The sequence below is a fragment of the Haloarcula sp. MBLA0163 genome (assembly GCF_055632435.1).
Window position 1 is genome coordinate 204,233 of the sequence record NZ_CM145745.1, and the last position, 17,119, is coordinate 221,351.

21 protein-coding genes are annotated in these 17,119 nt (G+C 67.7%); 9 read left to right on the plus strand and 12 right to left on the minus strand.

The annotated features are described in order from the left end of the window. Positions 1–190: 190 nt before the first annotated feature. Both ACV7GQ_RS01055 and ACV7GQ_RS01060 read left to right on the plus strand, forming a co-directional pair. Positions 191–661 carry a pyruvoyl-dependent arginine decarboxylase gene (locus ACV7GQ_RS01055; RefSeq protein WP_470311712.1) on the plus strand — a complete coding sequence of 157 codons (471 nt, stop codon included), beginning with the start codon at positions 191–193 and terminating at the stop codon, positions 659–661. Between the two features lie 75 nt (positions 662–736). Continuing rightward, on the plus strand, positions 737–1,090 hold the full coding sequence (locus ACV7GQ_RS01060; protein WP_470311713.1) for a DUF5811 family protein: 354 nt from the start codon (positions 737–739) through the stop codon (positions 1,088–1,090). 3 nt (positions 1,091–1,093) lie between these two features. Here the strand turns inward: ACV7GQ_RS01060 and ACV7GQ_RS01065 are convergent, their stop codons facing one another. The 3 genes from ACV7GQ_RS01065 to ACV7GQ_RS01075 form a co-directional block, all read right to left on the minus strand. Then, positions 1,094–1,294, minus strand: a complete 201-nt coding sequence (locus ACV7GQ_RS01065; RefSeq protein WP_470311714.1) for a DUF8015 family protein — start codon at positions 1,292–1,294, stop codon at positions 1,094–1,096. 145 nt (positions 1,295–1,439) lie between these two features. After that, complete coding sequence (gene infB / locus ACV7GQ_RS01070; RefSeq protein ID WP_470311715.1) at positions 1,440–3,245, minus strand: translation initiation factor IF-2; 1,806 nt, start codon at positions 3,243–3,245, stop codon at positions 1,440–1,442. 82 nt (positions 3,246–3,327) lie between these two features. Then, entirely contained in the window at positions 3,328–3,846 is a 519-nt protein-coding gene (locus ACV7GQ_RS01075; RefSeq protein WP_470311716.1) for a plastocyanin/azurin family copper-binding protein, read from the minus strand. Positions 3,847–3,933: 87 nt separating this feature from the next. On the opposite strand from ACV7GQ_RS01075, the gene ACV7GQ_RS01080 reads away from it, so the two are divergent. Together ACV7GQ_RS01080 and ACV7GQ_RS01085 are read left to right on the plus strand one after the other, a co-directional pair. Then, positions 3,934–4,173 (plus strand): PRC-barrel domain-containing protein, encoded by a 240-nt coding sequence (locus ACV7GQ_RS01080; RefSeq protein WP_470311717.1) that lies wholly within the window; start codon positions 3,934–3,936, stop codon positions 4,171–4,173. After that, on the plus strand, positions 4,174–4,632 hold the full coding sequence (locus ACV7GQ_RS01085; protein WP_470311718.1) for an NOB1 family endonuclease: 459 nt from the start codon (positions 4,174–4,176) through the stop codon (positions 4,630–4,632). A gap of 4 nt (positions 4,633–4,636) precedes the next feature. Here the strand turns inward: ACV7GQ_RS01085 and ACV7GQ_RS01090 are convergent, their stop codons facing one another. The 4 genes from ACV7GQ_RS01090 to ACV7GQ_RS01105 all read right to left on the minus strand — a co-directional run bounded on the left by ACV7GQ_RS01090 (position 4,637) and on the right by ACV7GQ_RS01105 (position 7,298). Next, positions 4,637–4,783 (minus strand): CopG family transcriptional regulator, encoded by a 147-nt coding sequence (locus tag ACV7GQ_RS01090; RefSeq protein WP_470311719.1) that lies wholly within the window; start codon positions 4,781–4,783, stop codon positions 4,637–4,639. A 74-nt stretch (positions 4,784–4,857) separates the two neighbouring features. Beyond that, positions 4,858–5,652: a lysostaphin resistance A-like protein gene (locus ACV7GQ_RS01095; protein ID WP_470311720.1), complete on the minus strand. Its 795-nt coding sequence runs from the start codon at positions 5,650–5,652 to the stop codon at positions 4,858–4,860. Positions 5,653–5,727: 75 nt separating this feature from the next. After that, a complete protein-coding gene (locus tag ACV7GQ_RS01100; RefSeq protein ID WP_470311721.1) occupies positions 5,728–5,937 on the minus strand; it encodes a hypothetical protein in 210 nt (69 codons plus the stop codon). A 65-nt stretch (positions 5,938–6,002) separates the two neighbouring features. Next, entirely contained in the window at positions 6,003–7,298 is a 1,296-nt protein-coding gene (locus ACV7GQ_RS01105; protein ID WP_470311722.1) for a glucose-6-phosphate isomerase, read from the minus strand. Positions 7,299–7,384: 86 nt separating this feature from the next. Between ACV7GQ_RS01105 and ACV7GQ_RS01110 the strand changes: the two genes are divergently transcribed. The 4 genes from ACV7GQ_RS01110 to ACV7GQ_RS01125 all read left to right on the plus strand — a co-directional run bounded on the left by ACV7GQ_RS01110 (position 7,385) and on the right by ACV7GQ_RS01125 (position 11,014). Then, complete coding sequence (locus ACV7GQ_RS01110; protein WP_470311723.1) at positions 7,385–7,918, plus strand: DUF8056 family protein; 534 nt, start codon at positions 7,385–7,387, stop codon at positions 7,916–7,918. A 45-nt stretch (positions 7,919–7,963) separates the two neighbouring features. Then, entirely contained in the window at positions 7,964–8,431 is a 468-nt protein-coding gene (locus tag ACV7GQ_RS01115; protein WP_470311724.1) for a DUF5812 family protein, read from the plus strand. A gap of 163 nt (positions 8,432–8,594) precedes the next feature. Continuing rightward, entirely contained in the window at positions 8,595–9,458 is an 864-nt protein-coding gene (gene secF, locus ACV7GQ_RS01120; RefSeq protein ID WP_220619017.1) for a protein translocase subunit SecF, read from the plus strand. After that, complete coding sequence (locus ACV7GQ_RS01125; protein ID WP_470311725.1) at positions 9,455–11,014, plus strand: preprotein translocase subunit SecD; 1,560 nt, start codon at positions 9,455–9,457, stop codon at positions 11,012–11,014. Before secF ends, ACV7GQ_RS01125 begins: the two co-directional genes overlap by 4 nt. Before the next feature lie 509 nt (positions 11,015–11,523). Here the strand turns inward: ACV7GQ_RS01125 and rnhB are convergent. Beyond that, complete coding sequence (gene rnhB, locus ACV7GQ_RS01130) at positions 11,524–12,159, minus strand: ribonuclease HII (RefSeq protein WP_470311726.1); 636 nt, start codon at positions 12,157–12,159, stop codon at positions 11,524–11,526. Positions 12,160–12,260: 101 nt separating this feature from the next. Here rnhB and ACV7GQ_RS01135 point away from each other — a divergent pair, with 101 nt between their 5' ends. Continuing rightward, positions 12,261–12,608 carry a DUF7344 domain-containing protein gene (locus tag ACV7GQ_RS01135; RefSeq protein ID WP_470311727.1) on the plus strand — a complete coding sequence of 116 codons (348 nt, stop codon included), beginning with the start codon at positions 12,261–12,263 and terminating at the stop codon, positions 12,606–12,608. A gap of 100 nt (positions 12,609–12,708) precedes the next feature. On the opposite strand, the gene ACV7GQ_RS01140 is transcribed toward ACV7GQ_RS01135, so the two are convergent. The 4 genes from ACV7GQ_RS01140 to ACV7GQ_RS01155 form a co-directional block, all read right to left on the minus strand. Further along, positions 12,709–13,917 carry a right-handed parallel beta-helix repeat-containing protein gene (locus ACV7GQ_RS01140; RefSeq protein ID WP_470311728.1) on the minus strand — a complete coding sequence of 403 codons (1,209 nt, stop codon included), beginning with the start codon at positions 13,915–13,917 and terminating at the stop codon, positions 12,709–12,711. A 243-nt stretch (positions 13,918–14,160) separates the two neighbouring features. Then, positions 14,161–15,366 carry a right-handed parallel beta-helix repeat-containing protein gene (locus ACV7GQ_RS01145; protein WP_470311729.1) on the minus strand — a complete coding sequence of 402 codons (1,206 nt, stop codon included), beginning with the start codon at positions 15,364–15,366 and terminating at the stop codon, positions 14,161–14,163. A gap of 81 nt (positions 15,367–15,447) precedes the next feature. Further along, entirely contained in the window at positions 15,448–16,725 is a 1,278-nt protein-coding gene (locus ACV7GQ_RS01150; RefSeq protein ID WP_470311730.1) for a tRNA pseudouridine(54/55) synthase Pus10, read from the minus strand. Positions 16,726–16,775: 50 nt separating this feature from the next. Further along, the gene (locus ACV7GQ_RS01155; protein WP_470311731.1) at positions 16,776–17,117 is read right to left on the minus strand and encodes a DsrE family protein; all 342 of its coding nucleotides are present in this window, start codon (positions 17,115–17,117) and stop codon (positions 16,776–16,778) included. Between the last annotated feature and the right edge of the window lie 2 nt (positions 17,118–17,119).

The following is a 17,119-nucleotide window of genomic DNA, read 5'->3' on the forward strand; positions in this document are numbered from 1 at the left end:
CGAGGGCTGGACCGGCCATTGTTATCGCCGCATTGTCCAGAATTAGACGGTACTTTCGCGGCGCCGAAACCGGCCTACCGACGGTAAGGGGCTCGAAAGACGTGCGGAGTCGTGTCGCACGCCCGCAGTTCTGTGGGTGTCCGTGCGTGGAAACGAAACGCCTTACCGGTCGCGTCGTCGAAGCGGACACATGAGCACGATTCGGGTGGTGTGGGGGGCCGCCACCGGGCCGACCGCGCTGTCGTCGTACGACGCGGCGCTGGCCGAGGCGGGCGTCCACAACTACAACCTCGTGACGCTGTCGTCGGTCATCCCCGAGGGACCGGCCGTCGAGGTGGTCGAGACGGCGCCCGACCTCGGACCGCCGGGCGAGGCGCTGGAGGTCGTCCAGTCGGCGGCGACGGCCGCGCCGGGCGAACGGGCCGCGGCCGGCGTCGGGTGGGCCCGCAGCGAGGGCGGCCCGGGCATTTTCTACGAGGTCGACGGGACCGACCCCGACGCCGTCCGGACCGAGATCCGCGAGGGGCTCGCCGCCGGGCGCGACCTCCGGGACTGGGACTTCGTCGAGGAGTCGGTCCACGTCGAGTCCGTCGCCCCCGAGGAGACGTACGCCAGCGCCGTCGTGCTGGCGACCTACGGCGAGAGCCACCCGGTCGTCTGAACGCCGCGCTGCCGGCCGTATCTGACTAGTCACGGGGTTTTTAGTACCCTACCGCCTAAGTGGAGCAGAACGTCCATGTATGGGAATTCGCCGCTCGGTGGCGACACGGAGAAAGTGACGCTCACGCCGGAGCAACGCCAGACGCTGCGCGAGGACCTCGCCGGCGTCGCCGCTCGGACGCGGGAACTACTGCCGGGGGAGTACGTCGTCGGGTCCGAGATCAGCGACGGCCAGTCGGGGCCCCGGGCGACCATCGCCGTCCAGCCGCCGGTCGGGTCGGTCGTCAGCGCCGACTACACGCCCGAAGACCCCGAGAGTGCGACCATCACCGACGCCGAGCGCGACGACCTCGCTCAGGGCATCGCCGCCTCGGCGGCCCTGCAGGTCAAGCAGGTGATGGGCGACGAGACGACGCCGACAGCGCAGTAACTTCTAGACCGCCGTCGTCGCTTCCGGCGGGTTGTAGAACAGCGCGTAGCCGATGGTCCCGCTGGCCGGCAGCGACCCGGCCGCGAGCGCGGCGACGACGCTGAGCGAGGTGACGACGGCGCCAGCGGCGGCCACCAGCATCGAGAGCGCGATACTCGCGAGGACGAGGTCGGCCGTGGAGAGGGTGTGGGCGGCACCGAGCATCGTGCCTGTTCGGACACGCGCCAGCTAATTAAATATTATTACTGCGGTCGCCGCTCCGGTGTGGCTGTTCGTCACGCCAGGCTAGTTCGAGGAGTTCGAGGCTTCGCACGCCGTTTCGTGGGACCTCACCGCGGTCGGTGCTACACTACTTGCCCCAGAAGGGGTCCCGATTGCGGTGTTTCTCGAGGTACATCGACAGCGCCTCGCGCTCGTCGACGGAGATGTCCTCTTTCAGCTCCTGTTCGAGGATCTTCGCGTGTTTCTCGGGGATCTCCACCCAGAGGTCGTCGCCCTCCTCGACCTGCCGGCCGACGGTGGGGCCGTCGATGGAGACGGCCATGCGCTCGCCGGTGCGGGCCGAGTCGACGTCCTCGCCCTCGTCCTGGATGGTCTTGAGGCGTCCGACCCGCGTCGGTTCGCCGCCCTCCCACTTGACGACGTTGACGTTCCGCCGGAGTTCGCCGGAGAGTATCTCGACGCCGACGACGGCGGGGTCGGACTGGCGGAAAGTGTGGTCCTGCAGGATGCGGAACTTCGCGGGGCGCGTGATGTTCTCGAGGATCTGCTCCTGCTGGGCCTCCTCGATGGAGGTGACGTGGTCGTCGTAGCGCTCGACGAGCTGGTAGATGACGTCGTCCTCGAACAGTTCGACGTCCTCCTGCTCGGCGAGGGCACGAGCGTCGTCAAGCACCTCGACCGAGAAGGCGAGGATGGCCCGGTGGGTCGGTTCGTTGGCCGTCTCGGCGACCCGGACGTCCCGGGGCGCGACGGCGCCGACCTCGGCGCGCATGATGGGTATCTCCTCCTCGGCGAGCGTGCTCGAGATGGCCTCCAGCGAGCCGAGCGTGTCGGCCTTGACGACGACGCCTTCCTCCTGGGTGGTCACCTCGATCTCGGCGAGTTCCTCCTCGACCTCGGCGATGACCTCGCTCTGCTCGCGGTTCCGGACGACGCGAATCGGCGCGCCGGCCATGGCGTCGTCCAACTCCGGGGCGGCTATCTTCACGCCGTCGGCGGCCGTGACCTCGTCGACCTGTTCGAACTGCGCCTCGGTCCGAATCTCCTCGAGCGGGCGCGGGCGCAGAAGCGCGCGGACGTCGGTGACGATGGGACCCTGCAGGCCACCGACGACGATGGTGTCGTCCGCGCGGATGGTACCGTCGTAGACGATGGCGTCCAGCGTCGTCCCGAAGCCCTGCGTGTCCTTGACCTCGAGGACGGTCCCGACGCCGGGGCCGGCGGTGTCTATCTCCATCTCCTCTTTCATGTAGCGCTGGGAGAGGCCCATCATCACCGTCAGGAGGTCCGGGACGCCCTCGCCCGTCTCGGCGGAGACGGGGACGACGCCGATGTTGGCCTGGAAGTCCTGTACGCGCCAGTACATATCGGCGGAGAAGCCGTTGTCCGAGAGCTCGCCGATGATCTCGTACAGCTTCTGGTTCAGGTCGGAGGTGACCCGCTCGGACTGGGCGTCCATCGTCGCCTGCACGGGCATGTTCTCGTTGGGGTTCCAGCCCGGCACGGTGTCTATCTTGTTCGCGGCGACGATGAACGGCGTCTGGGTCCGTTTGAGGATGTCTATCGCTTCGAGCGTCTGTGGCTGGAAGCCGTCGTTGACGTCGACGACGAGGATGGCGATGTCGGCCAGCGCCCCGCCCCGCGAGCGGAGCGTCGAGAACGAGTGGTGGCCGGGCGTGTCGATGAACAGCAGGCCCGGCAGGTCGAAGTCCGTCGGGTCGACGAGTTCCCCGGCTATCTCCGAGATGACGTCAAGCGGCACGGCCGTGGCGCCGATGTGCTGCGTGATAGCGCCCGATTCCCCGGCGGTGACGGCGGACCCGCGGATGCGGTCCAGCAGGCTGGTCTTCCCGTGGTCGACGTGGCCCAGCACCGCGACGATGGGTGTTCGAAGGGTGTGGTCCGTCTCTGTGGTGGCGTCCGTGTCAGACATAGATGGCCCCAGAAGTTATCGGAACGAGTCGGTGACAGTAGTTAAGTTCGTCGTCATCGGGCGCACGGGCCGTGAGCCGCGCTCACTCGGTGACGGTGAACGACCCGGTCATGCCGACGCTGCGGTGTGGCGCACAGTAGTATTCGTACTCCCCCGCCACCTCGAACGTGTGGGTGTAGGTGTGTCCCGTCTCGAAGGTCCGGCCGGCGTCGCCGGGTGTCCCGGTCCAGTCGCTTTCGCTCGGCGTCGACGCCGGTTTGACGTTGTGGTTGCTGCTCCGCCACTCCCAGCGGACGGTGCTCCCGACCGGGACGGAGAACGTCTCCGGGTCGAAGACGAAATCCCCGGGCCCGACGAGCACCCGCTGGGCCGCATCGGTCGGCGTCGCCGTCTCTGTGGCCGTCGGTGAGTCGGTCGGCGTCGCCGTCGCTGTCGGTGTCGGTGTGTCCGTCGGCGACGGCGTCGGGGTGTCCGTGGCCGTGGTCGTCTCCGTCGCCGTCTGCTTGGGCGTCTCGCCACCGCCGTCGCCCCCACACCCGGCCAGCGAACCCGTGAGGCCGGTGGCCAGCGCTGCGAGGAACCGGCGTCTACTCTCGGTCATGTGCCTACTGTGGCCGCCGGTCGTAAAACACTACTCCGTCGTCTGACGGCCCGTGGCGTTTATGGTATTTCGCTCAGAAGGAGGCGTATGGCCGAGATACTCGCCGAGAACCTCTCGGGGAAAGACGTCATGGGCAGCGATGGGGCGGAACTGGGTAGCCTCTACAACATCACGATGGACCTCTCGTCGGGGTCGCTGAAACACCTCGTCATCGACCCCGCGGAGTCGCTCCGCAACACCGACTTCGAGTACAGCGACCAGGGTCGCCTGATGGTCCCAGTCGACCGCGTGAAGGCAGTCAAAGACCACATGATCGTCCAACGGTAGATGTACGTTCTCGATTCGTCGGCGTTCATCAACGAGTATCACACTGACGAGCAGATAGCGACGATTCCGCTCGTCCAGGAGGAGCTCGAGGGAGAGGCCGCCTTCCGCTTCGACGCCCTCGAGGGGTCGGGCATGCACCTCCACATCCCCGAACAGGACACCGTCGAGCGCATCGAACGCGCCGCCCGCGAGACGGGCGACCTCGCGGAGCTCTCGGAGACGGACATCCGCCTCGTCGCCGCCGCCTTCGAACTCGACGCCAGACTGGTCACCGACGACTACGCGATGCAGAACGTCGCCGAGAAACTCGATGTCGCCGTCGAGGTCATCGCCCGCGACGGCATCTCCGAACAGCGCGACTGGCTGTTCCAGTGTGCCGGCTGTGGGCGGGAGTTCGACGAGAACCACGACCGCTGCCCCGTCTGCGGGAGCTCGCTCTCCCGGAAGAACCCGGCCTGAGCAGTCACGCCGTCGACTCCTCGACGTCTTCCAGACCGAGGTCGATGAGCTGCTTGAGGACTTCCTCTTCGGTGATGCCGTAGCGGCGGGCCAGCACCTGAATCGCCCGGGCTTGGCCGTCGTCGCACACGACCGTGAACCGGGATGACATGTCACTACGTCTACCGGGCGAGCGCATAAATACCCGTCAGACAACCGTCACACGGCGAGTACGGCCGTCTGACCCTACACCGGGAGCGACGTCCCGGTCGTCGCGAGGTAGTAGTTCAGGACGAACAGCCCCGCGTTCCAGAGCCCGTGGGCCAGCGCCGGGACGGCGATGCTCTCCGTGTACTCGTATATCGTCCCGAGCACCAGCCCCAGCGCGCCGGCGGTGAGGATGTAGGTCCACGCGCTCCCGGAACTGATGGCGAAGGCGTGACCGAGGCCGAAGAGCAGACTGGCCAGAACGATTCCCGGAACGACGCCGAACGACCGGCGGAACAGCCCCTGCACGACGCCGCGGAAGACGAGCTCTTCGCCCGGCCCGACCAGGAACAGCGCGACGGGAATCATGTAGAGGAACAGCGGCGGGTTCTGCTGGCCCGCCTCGATGACGCTGTTCTGGCCGGACTCGACGCTGGTCCCGAACACTGTCTCGACGACGGTACTGAGGACCTCGACGACGACGCCCATCAGTATCGCGCCGACGAAGATGCCGGCGACGCCGACGAGCGCCCACCCGGCGTCTCCGAGCGACGGCGACCGGACGTGCAGGAGCGACCGCTCGTCCCGAAGCCCGACGAAACCCAGCGCGGCGACGACGAACCCGACGAACGAGACGGCGTTGACGGCCGCGTAGAGGGCCGCCGGCGTCCCGGTGGCGTCCAACGGGAGTGCGACGCCGAACAGCGCCGCGCCGACCTGTCCGAGAACCCCCGCGAGGAGGAACGCCGCGGCGACGACGGCCAGCGCTCGGACGCCGTTCACCGCGACTGTGCGGCCGTCGGCCACCGAGACGTACGGGGGAGTGAGTGCCATGGCGAGCGTTGGTAGACGGTAGTCGTCGGGTCCACAAGACCCCACCGATTGGGTGCGTCGACCGTGAGGGCCCCGCTACCCCGTCCGGTCGTCGATGTGGTGGACGGCGTTCGGCGAGAGGAGGCGGCCGGTCGGCAGTTTCACCCAGCCGTTGGCCAGGACGCGCAGGGCCCCTTCGTGCAGCACCGTCTCCTGAGCCATGTCCGCGTACACGACGGCGTCCGCGTACTCCTGTACGACGTCGTCGAGGGCGTCGCCCCAGACGGGCTCGTCCGAGATGACCATACCGTGCCGTCTCCCCGACGACACAAAACGGTGTCGCGGACGCCGTTCACGCCGCCCCTGGCGCTCTACTCGATGCGGTAGTGCGGCCGGTCGGCGACCGTCCGCGTCTCCTCGGTGTCCTCGCCGGCCAGCAGCCCGCGAGCGGCACGCTTGCCCCACTCGACGGCCGGTTGCGTAAACGTCTCCACGTCGGCGAGCTCGCCAACGAGGACGCAGGCGGCCTCCATCGCGTACAGCAGTTCGCCCAGATTGACGGCGTCGAGGCGGTCGAGTTCGAGTTCGACGGCCGGGCGACCGGCAGCCGAGAGGCTGGCGACCGTGGCGTCGTACTCGGCGTCCAGCAGTTCGCCGAGGTCGGCGCCGGCGAGATACTCGAGCGACTCGTGGCCCGGGTCCGGCACGGGCACGTCGGCCCGCTCGCGCGGGCGGACGACCGTGACCATCTTGTCCCGCGGGCCGGCCCGGTACAGCTGGAGCTGGGAGTGCTGGTCGGTCGCGCCGAGCGCCCGCGCCGGGGTCTGGCCGCGGCCCTCCTTCCCGAGGCTCTCGGCCCACAGCTGGGCGAACCACTCGGCGAAGTACTCCAGCCGTTCGGCGTAGGGCATGACGGCGTTGACGCTGGCCCCTCGCTCTTCGAGTGCGTAGGCGACGGCGCCGTAGGCGTAGGCCGGCGTGTCGTACAGCGACGGCCCGAGGTCGTCGGCCACGTCGCCGGCCCCCGCGAGGAGGCTCTCGATGTCGAGGTCCATGATTGCGGCCGGCACCAGTCCGACCGTCGACAGCGCGGCGAACCGGCCGGGCACGCCATCGGGCAAGGGGAGCGTCGGCAGGTCCTCCTCATCGGCGAGTTCCCGGAGCGGCCCGGACTCGCCGGTCGTGGCGACGGTCCGCTCGGTCCAGTCCACCCCGCGGGCCTCGTAGGCCTCGCGGACGACGAGGAAGTTCGCCAGCGTCTCGGCGGTGGTGCCGGACTTCGAGACGACGCTGATGGCGGTGTCCTCGAGCGGCAGGTCCGCGAGCGTCCGCTCGACGTGTTCCGGGTCGACGTTGTCGAGGATGACGTGTCGGTCGGGGTTGTCGGCCAGCGCGGCCGTAATCGTCTTCGCGCCCAGCGCGGAGCCACCGATGCCGACGGTGACGACGTACTCGGCGCCGGCGACGGGTTCGACCGCCTCGCGAATCGTCTCGGGGTCTGTGCGGTCTGGCAGGTTCAGCGCGGCGTAGCCGAACTCGTCGGCCTCGCGGCCCTCGGCGATGGTCTCGTGGGCCGCGGCGACCCGTTCGTCGAGGGCGTCGAGCGCGGCCTCGTCCACGCCGGGGTCGGCGACGGTACCGAGTGCGGCACCGATGTCTACGTGCATACGTGAGCGGTCGCCGGCCTCGTACATATGTCCCGGGGCCGCCGTCGAACGGGGCGTTTAACCGCCCAGTCTCCCAAGGGGCGACGATGACAGACGCGACGACCGTCGACCGCGGCGAGGAGGCCCAGCAGACGTACAATGGGCTTCCCGGCGCCTTCCTCTACGCCGTCCGCACGAGCGAGTCGTGGCTGTTCAAGGGGTACGTCGTGCTGGCGCTCCTCCTGACGCTGGCCATCGGCCTCGTGTTCGTCTTCGGTCTGATCTCGATACTGGCCCAGACCAGCACCGTCCGCGGCGGGACGTTCACCTTCTCCCGGTCCTTCTTCCTGTTCGTCGGCCTGCTCGTCGTCGCGCCCCTGCTGGCGCCGGTGTTGCTCGTCGCCCGCAGACACCGCCGCTCGGCGTCGTCGGTGACCTACGACCGCGGGCTGGCACTCTCGGCGCTGCTGTTCGTCGCGTCGCTGTACGTCGGCCTCGTCGTCTCGGTCCCGCCACAGTTGCAGGAACCGACCGGGAGCGGCGTCGTCGCGGCGCTGTACGATCTGCCCCAGATAGCGGGCCTCGTGCCGCCAATACTTGCCGTCGGCGTGATGTACCTCGTCCACAGACTGCTGCGGTGAGCGCGGGTCGAAACCCGGAAGGACGCCGACAGCGTACCCCCGTCCATGACCACGAAAGAGGGGACCTTCCTCGTCACGCACGCCGACGACGAGTCGGCGACACTGCGCGACGTCGCCGACTCGCAGGTACTGACGCTGTCGGAGAACCCGGGGCTTGACGCCGGGACCGTCGTCGACGCCACCGTCGAGGCGGAACCGCCGATGGAGGTGACCTACACCGTCGTCGAACTGGACGCCGAGCGCACCATCCCCGTCGAACGTGTCGACTTCGAACCGACGACACAGGTCAAGGACATCGCGGCCGACCAGCCCGTGGGCGACCTGACGACCCGCGAACGGGCCGGTGAGGGCGAAATCCACGTCCTGACCGTGCCCGACGAGGACACCGACGAGGCGGCCACCGAGGTCGTCGAGGACGAGGCCACCCTCTCGCGGGCGGCCCGCCTCGGCGTCGACCGGGTGGAGGTCCGCACCGCCGCGGGCGTCGTCAGTGTCCGCTACTTGCCCGACTGAGGGCTGCTTCGGCCGTCGCTGTCTCCGCAGTCGTGTGTCGAGACACACGCTCACGCTTTTCAAATGCCACTGGTCCGGTCGCCCGCTCCCACCGGCCGCGAACGGCGTTCGCACCCTTCCTAGATTGGGAAGGCTTATTCAAAGTCGTGCCACACTCTCGCCCATGGTCGAGTTCGAGGTCCCGGAAGTCGATTACACCCAGTACTCCAACCGCCAACTGGTGGCGGTTCCGCTGGCGGTACTGCTGGTGGCGCTCATCGTCCTCGCGGGCTGGTGGGCCATGACCGGGTCGCCGGTCACGCTCGGTGTCGACTTCAAGGGCGGGTCGGAGGTCACGGTCGAGACGACGCTCTCACAGCAGGAGATACGCCAGTCGTTCGACGAGCCGGTCGTCTCCGTGCAGGGCGTCCAGGGACAGAGCAACCAGTACATCGTCACGTTCGATTCGTCGAACATCGACGCCATCCGCCAGACGGTCGACGACACCGAGGGGATGGAGCGGCTCCGTAGCGGCACCACCTCGCCGCTCTTTGGCGCCGAGAACCAGCGCCTGGCCGTTGTCGGCGTCGGGGTCGCCTTCCTCGGGATGAGTCTGCTCGCCTTCGCCCTCTTCCGCACCTTCGTGCCGAGCATCGCCATCGTCATCTCGGCGTTCTCGGACATCGTCATCCCCGTCGCCATCATGAACCTCGTGGGCATCAAGCTCTCGCTGGGCACCGTCGCCGCACTCCTGATGCTCATCGGGTACTCTGTGGACTCTGACATCCTGCTGAACAACCACGTCCTCCGTCGTTCGGGCGGGTTCTACGAGTCCACCTACCGGGCGATGCGGACCGGTGTGACGATGACGCTGACCTCTATCGCCGCCATGGCCGTCATGGCCGTCACCGCGACGCTGTTCGGTATCGAGTTGATGGCCTCCATCGGCATCGTGCTGGTGCTGGGGCTGACCGCCGACCTGATGAACACCTACATGCTCAACGTCACGCTGCTTCGCTGGTACAAGTACGAGGGGGTCAACCGATGAGCACGCTCCGCGAGAACTGGCGCATCGCCCTGCTGGTCGTCCTCCTGCTGGGCAGTGCCGTCGCGCTGTTCGTCCCCGGTACGCCGCCGGGCACGACGCCCGAGGACGGAGCGGGCGACGCCTCGAAGGTGAGCAACCTCCAGTACGGCATCCAGCTCTCCGGCGGGACCCGCATCCGCGCGCCCATCGTCGGCACGACGGCCGAAGGTATCGACGTGGCGCCCAACCAGACGGCCGCGCTCGCACAGCGCGTCTCGAACGAACTCGGTATCGACCCCATCGACGTCGAGGTACGGGCGGGCCAGCGAGGCGAGAACGGCACCGTCGAAGTGTTCACGCGCAACGTCACGAATCAGGAACTCCGAGGTGCACTCGAAGCCGAGGGGTACAACCCCTCGACGATACGGCCCGGCGTGACACAGGCTACCCGCGAGGAGATGGTCGAGAGCGTCACCGACAAGATCCGGACCTCCGCGCTCAGCGGCGGCCGGGTACAGGAAGTCAGTGCGCCCGGCAGCTCCCGGAGCTTCATCAGCATCACCGCGCCGGACCGCGAACCCGAGGCGCTCGTCGACATCCTCGAAGAGCGGGGTGTCGTCCGGATGTACGCCGTCTACCCGTCGAACAACGGGACCTACGTCCGCGAACAGGTCCTCTCACAGGACGAGTTCGCCGGCGTGGCCTCGGACAACACGCAGTCGCGCGGCCCGGTCGCCCGGGTCACCGTCGAGCAGAGCGCCGCCGAGCGGTTCAGCAGCGAGATGGTCGACGCCGGCTTCGGGCAGGCACGGAGCTGTCGCAACTACAACCACAGCGACATCCAGCAGACCGAGGGCCGCTGTCTGGTGGCGACGCTCAACGGCGAACCGTTCTACGCCCGCGGTGTCGCACCCGGCCTCGCGGAGTCGTTCCGCGAGAACACGTTCAAGGACGACCCCATCTTCGTCCTCCCGGCCGACAGCATGGAGATGGCCCGCGAGATCGAACTGAACCTGAAGGCCGGCCGCCTGCCCGCGCCGCTCGACTTCGAGAACTCCGACCAGCTCTCCCTCTCGCCGGCGCTGGCCGAGCAGTTCCAGCAGAACTCGCTGGTCACCGGCCTGCTCGCCGTCGTCGCCGTCAGCATGGTCGTCTACGGCCGCTACGGCCGGCCGGAGGTGGCCTTCCCGATGATCGTGACGGCGCTCTCGGAGGTGTTCATCCTCCTCGGGTTCGTCGCGCTGGTCCAGTACCCGCTCAATCTCTCGCACCTCGCGGGGTTCATCGCCGTCATCGGGACGGGGGTGGACGACCTCATCATCATCGCCGACGAGATACTCCAGCAGGGGAAAGTCGAGACGGGCCGGGTGTTCCAGAGCCGCTTCCGCAAGGCGTTCTGGGTCATCGGGGCTGCCGCGGCGACGACTATCGTCGCCATGAGCCCGCTGATGGTGCTCTCGCTGGGGGACCTCTCCGGGTTCGCCATCATCACCATCGTCGGCGTCCTCATCGGTGTCCTCGTCACCCGGCCGGCCTACGGTGACATCCTCCGGAACCTCGTGCTGGACGAGGACTGAAACCGCCGTCTGCCGCCGTTCTCGTCGTTCCCGACGCCGGCCGACCTCGTTTCACACCGGCGCCGAGATATTCCTTGGTACTACGTGACAAATTCATTTAGATTGACTTATTGCCTCTCGCGCCCTATATTCACTTCCCGTTGAAACGCGGGGACACACTGGACGACGTATCTCAGACTGTCCGTTCCGGACGGAACGGGATGCGTTGGGGGCAACAACCAAGCAGTCCGTAACAGGATTCCGAGGTTAACGCTCCGAAGGAGAACCGCCACAGCCCATCGCCGGCCCGGCCGGCAGGGTCGGTAGGAAGGCCAAGTACCGGACGTCACGTAAGTGGCGCTCGGGAACCCAGCACGTCGGCAAAGGCTGGTGCAAGCCCAGCTAAAGCCCGCAAGGGCAATGCCGGTGGAAGCCCGGCTAAACGCTGACACGAGTGCTGGACGGGCCGCAGGGGCTGTTGAAAACATCTCCCGTCCAGGTCCAAACCGCGTTCGCGGGGTTTTCGGCTGTCAGAACTCGCCGAGCGTCGCCTGTTCGGCCGCCGCGAGGACGTCCTCGCAGGTCGACCACGACGCTCGCGCGCAGTCGGGCAGTTTTCCGTACTCACTGACGTACTCCGAGAGGAACTCCCGTGTCGTCGGGTCGCTCGGATAGCCCGACCCGACGTCGCCGTACGTCTCCGAGAGCGACGCCACGTGTGCGTCGCGGGCCACTTTCGCAACGATAGAGGCTGCACCCACCAGCGGGTCCGTCTCGTCGGCGCCGTGCTCGGCGTCGACGGTCACGGTCGCGTCGACGCGGTCCGCGACTCGCCGGCCGAACCGCTCGGCGTCGGTGTCGCCCGCGTCGACAGTGCCGGCGAGGCCATCGGTCGCGACGCCCGCGAGTGCCTCACCGTGGGCCGCGACGGTCAGCGTGTTCATGTCCGTCTCCGGGTCGTCGATGCGCTCGACCGGAATCTCGGCGACGGCGACGGCGTCGGCGACGTCGCGTATCGCCTCGTCCAGTTGCTCGCGACGGGCCGGCGGGATACCCTTCGAGTCGCCCACGTCCTCGGGGAGCGCCGCCGGGTCGGCCCGGACCGCGGCGGCGAACATCGACCCCAGTACGGGCCCCTTTCCGGCCTCGTCGACGCCGAATCGCATGGCTGGTCGGTCCGCGGGCGCGAGCAAAGTCGTTGCGGTCGGGTCCGACCGACGGCGACCATTCGTAAGATTGACAGTCGCGAGCGTGTTCCCGACCGACGATGGCCGATTTGGACCGCGTCTACCGGGCCCTCGCCGCAGAAGAGCGCCGACTGGCGCTCGCGTGTCTCGAACACCACCGGCAGCTGACGCTCCCCGACCTCGCGGAACTGGTCCTCGAGCGCCAGCAGGACGCGGACGTCGCGAATCTCTCGGGCGAACGGCTCCGCGATACGTACTTTCAGCTCTACCACACGCACGTACCGGTCCTCGAGGAGTGTGGACTGGTCCGGTACAGTCAGGAGGAGGACCTCGTGGCCGCGACCGAGCGGATTCCGGCGGCGCTGGACTCCGTCGAGGAGAACGTCGAGCGGTTGCGGGCGTCTCCGACCGACAGCCTCGGCGACTGACCGCGCCGTCGGTCACGGGTGCGTCGGCCTCGCCGGTCATCCGTCTCGTTGGCCCGTACCCAGTATTCCCGACGACCGGTAATCGTGTGCCCGCTCAGTTTTAGCGGCCCGGGATGTCGTTACCCCGCTCACTATCGTTGGTCGGCGGTTCCCGGAGAAAGGGCTCGAATTCGACGTTGCCGACGACGTCGCTCCGGCCGTCGTCGTCCGCGGCCTGATTGTACGCGGCTCGTTCTGGGCCGTCGGCACTCCCCCACCAGTTGTCCCTCGCATCGATTTCGGGGTCCTCGGACGGGTCCCTCCGCCCGCCATCGGTCCCGTTCCGGTTGTTGAGGCCGACGGCGACGAGGAACTGGTTCTCCCGGCACGTGAGTCCGCCCCCGTCGCCGTCGACTGTCACGGCCTCTGGGAGTATCCCCTCCGCGCTCGTGATCGCCTCGACGACGTTGCCGGCGATAGTCGTGTCTTCGGTCGTGCTGAGGGGCTGGCCACTGATATTGGCGGAGAGTCCGACACTGATGCCCTGTGCGAACGTGAAGCCGAAACCCTGGCCGTCTGACGGACCGGCGCCGGTGTCGCTTGCTGCGACGAGGTCGCGAATCGCGTTGTCCGCGACGCTGACGGTCGCGGTGCTGGGCTGCACGACGATACCCAGCGCCCCGAGGTCGCTCTCGATGGCTTCGACGGTGTTGCTGCGTACCACGGCGTCTGTGACGGTGCCGGGGCCGTCGGTGTCGGCAGCGAAGCGGATGCCGCTGGCCGTCGGGAAGCCCGCCCTCGCTGTCGTCGTCTGTTCGAGGTTCCGAACCGTGTTGTTCGCTATCTCGATGCCGGCGTGGTCGCCCTGGCCCACGACGATACCGGCGACGTCCCGCCGACCAGTCGGGCCCACGTCCTCGACGGTGGTGTTCACGATGGTCGCGTCGTCGACGCCACGACCGACTCTCACGCCCCGTCGACCGCCGGAGTTCGTGACAGTGACGCCGTCCAGCGTCACGCCGTCGGCCGCGACACTGACGGCCGTGTTCGTCCCGCCGCCCGCTATCGTTGGGTCGGCGTCCGCCTCGATGGTCACCGCGACGTCGACGGTGACTGGGTCGTAGGTCGCCGAATCGGTTACGGTGAGCGCGTCGCCGTCGCTGGCCGCGTCGATGGCGCTCTGGAGCGCGTCGCCACCACCGGCGACCGTACTAGCCGCGGCCGCCGGCCCGGCGAGGCTACCGAGGCCCAGCACGCCGGCCGCTATCGCTCCACGTTTCAGTACCGCCCGCCGCGAGACGGCGTCGTCTGTCTCTCGCAGATAACCCACGGTTGCCCCGACTGACCAGCGGGTCATAAGTGCAACATTACGTTCAGACAGTTCTACACGAGTTAGCGCCATCTTAACGGCCGCCTGGGAGGCGTTCGACGCCCCTGCTATTCCTTCAGGAACTCGGGTGTCGCGAACGGTTCGTCCCCGACGGCGAATCGCATGGCCGGTCGACCAACGGCCGCGAAGCAGACTGGCGGCGGCCGGTTTCTTTCGTCTTTACCGGCCCAGCACGTCGTTCATCTATCTGTTTCCGTTCCCCGGCGGTCGCCGGAGGAAGGGTTCGTACTCGACGTTGCCGACGACGTCGCTCCGGTCGTCGTCGTCCGCGTCTTTATTGAACTCGGCTTCTTCTGGGCCGTCGGGACTGCCCCACCAGTTGTTCTTCGCGTCGATTGTCGGAACATCATCCGGTCCCTCGGTCCCGTTCCGGTTGTTCAGGCCCACGGCGACGAGGAACTGGTTCGCACGGAACGTGATTCCGCTCCCGTCACCGTCGATTTTGACGGCTTCGGGGAGTATCGTCTCTTCGCTCGTGATATCCTCGATGACGTTGCCGACGATAGTCGTGTCTTCGGTTGTGCTGAGGGATTCGCCAGTATCATTATCGTTGATTCCGATATTTATCCCCTGCGCGAACGTGAAGCCGAAGTCTACGTCGTCGGACGGGTCGCTATCGGTGTCGTCGGCCGCGACGAGGTCACGTATTTCGTTGTTGTTGATGTCGACGCCATCCGTATTATGCTGGGTGACGATGCCCAGCGGTGCGATGTCGCTCTCGAGGCCCTCGATGGTGTTGTTGTTCACCGTCGTGTCAGTGACGGTGCCGGGATCGCTGTTGTCCGCATCGAAGAGGATGCCGTTGACCGTCGGGAATCCCGAGCCGTCCGTCGTTTCCTGGTCGAGGTTCTGAATCGTGTTGTTCGTTATCTCGATGCTGTTGTGGTCGCCCTGCCCGACGACGATACCGGTCACGCCGAATCGGCCGGTCGGACCGACGTCCTCGATGGTGTTGTTCACGATGGTCGCGTCGTCGACGTCACGCTCGACTTTCACGCCGAGCAAGCCATCGGGGTTCGTGACAGTGAGGCCATCCAGCGTCACGCTGTCGGAGTCTATGCTGATGGCCGCCCCTGTTCCGCCATCGCCCTCGATAGTCGGGTCGTCGTCCGCCTCGATAGTCACCGCAACGTCGACGACGACTGGGTCGTAGGTCGCCGAATCGGTCACCGTGAGTGTGTCGCCGTCGCTGGCCGCATCGATGGCGTTCTGGAGCGCCCCACCCCCGCCGGAGACGGTACTGTCTGCGGCAGCCGGCCCGGCGAGGCCGCCGAGGCCCAGCACGCCAGCCGCTATCGTTCCCCGTTTCAGTACTACCCGCCGTGAGATGCCAGTATCGCTCTCTCGCATATAAACCACGCAGGCTATTCCGACCGGCCCACGGGGCATAAGTACGGCATTCAGTTCAGAAGGTTCACACTAGCGTTAGAGCGGACCTAACTGGGGCTCGGGAGCGAGAGAAGGACCGCGTTACTCCTTCAGGAACTCGGGCTTCGCGAACGGTTCCGCTTCGCCTTCCACGTCGACGACGTCCAGCGCGGTCACCACGGCGCCGACCCCCAGCAGGCCGGCGAGACTCGGTTCGGTGCGCCCCTCGTCGCTAGAGACGAGTTCCTTCACGTAGAGGCCCCCCTCGCCGTGGATACGGACGTCGGCGTGGGTCTCGTCGACCAGTTCGCCGCTGGCGGCGTACACCTCGCGGGTGCGCGTGAGGTCTGCGCGGCGGTGGGCCACCCGCTGTGGCGTCTCCTGTTCGATGGTCGTGCCTTCGAGTTCCTCCAGCGCCGCCTGCAGGGCCTCGTCGGTGACGGGTTCCTCGAACTCGACGTCCATCCGGTAGGTCTTCGAGGCGTCCAGCTCCTTCACGCGCTCGACCATCTCGTGGGTCGCCAGTCGGAGGCCCTCGACCTCGACTTTCCCGTCGGCGAACTCGTTGATGTCCGCTTCGAGCGCGTCGGTGTCGACGTCGCGCGTGCGGGGTTCGTCAACCTCGATGACGAACGGGCGGCCGGACTCGAGCATCAGGGCGTCGACGTCCTCACGGCCGGCGCCGTGGAACGTCGCGCCGTCGCCGTCCATGGCCTCCTCGACGACCGGTGCGGTCAGTTGCTCGACGCTCTCGTCGTAGCGGTAGCCGGTGCCGTCACAGCCGTCACAGGGCTGGCCCTGCCAGCGACCGGTGCCGTTGCAGTCGTTGCAGGGCCACTTCGTCTGGGGGATGTCCCGCTCCAGTTTGCGGTAGCGGCCGTAGACGAACGCGGAGTTGACGCGGGCCTCGACCTCGTCCGTCGCGAGGTCGAGCGTGAACTGGACCTCCGGCCGGCCGAACTCGACTTCGGCGCCGGTCAGGTCGCCGATGCGCTTGCCGACCTCGCGGTTGAGCTCGGTCTTCAGCGCCTCGCCGGCGTCCTCGTCCAGGCCGACGTCCTCCCGGAGCAGCACGTCGTTCTCCTCCAGGAGCGGCGGGACCTTCGTCCCGACCTGATACGTCGCGAAGTCGTAGCCGCGGACGGCGGTGGCGGCCTGTTCGGCCCACCAGTCGACGCGGTCGGACTCCCCCTCACACACCCAGCAGTCCTCGCTGGCCTCGAAGTCGTCGTCGGCCTCGAGCGCGAGGGTCACCCGCAGCGCGTGGCCCCGCTCGGCGTTGGTCAGCCCGAAACTCCGGTCGGCGAACAGCCGTCCGAGGCAGGCGTCACAGAGCGGACCGGTGTCGAGCGCGGCCCCCGCGTCCTCCAGTACGGTCATTGTCGGTCCGACGCGGTCGGTCCGTAACTGCGTTTCGACCTCACTGCGCCTCAGGGAATCTTGACGTAGGCGTCGCCGGCGGCCTGCCGGCGAACGACTTCGCTGACGCCGCTCTGGACCAGCGCGACGCCGTCGGGGACGTCGTCGTGCGGGATGTCACGGGCGTCCAGACAGGTCCGCCCGACGGTGACGCCGATGCCGGACTCGAGGAGGTCGCGCAGCCACTCCCGCTCGGGCGCGTCGGGCGTGAGCAGCCAGACGCCGTCGCGGTGCGGGAGTAGCGTGACACCGTCGAGCGCCAGTTCCTCGTTCGCCGCGAGCACGGTGACACAGCGGAGCGCGTGCTGGCGGTCGTCGTCGGCGTCGCTGGTGAGGTGGACGAGCGCGTTCATCG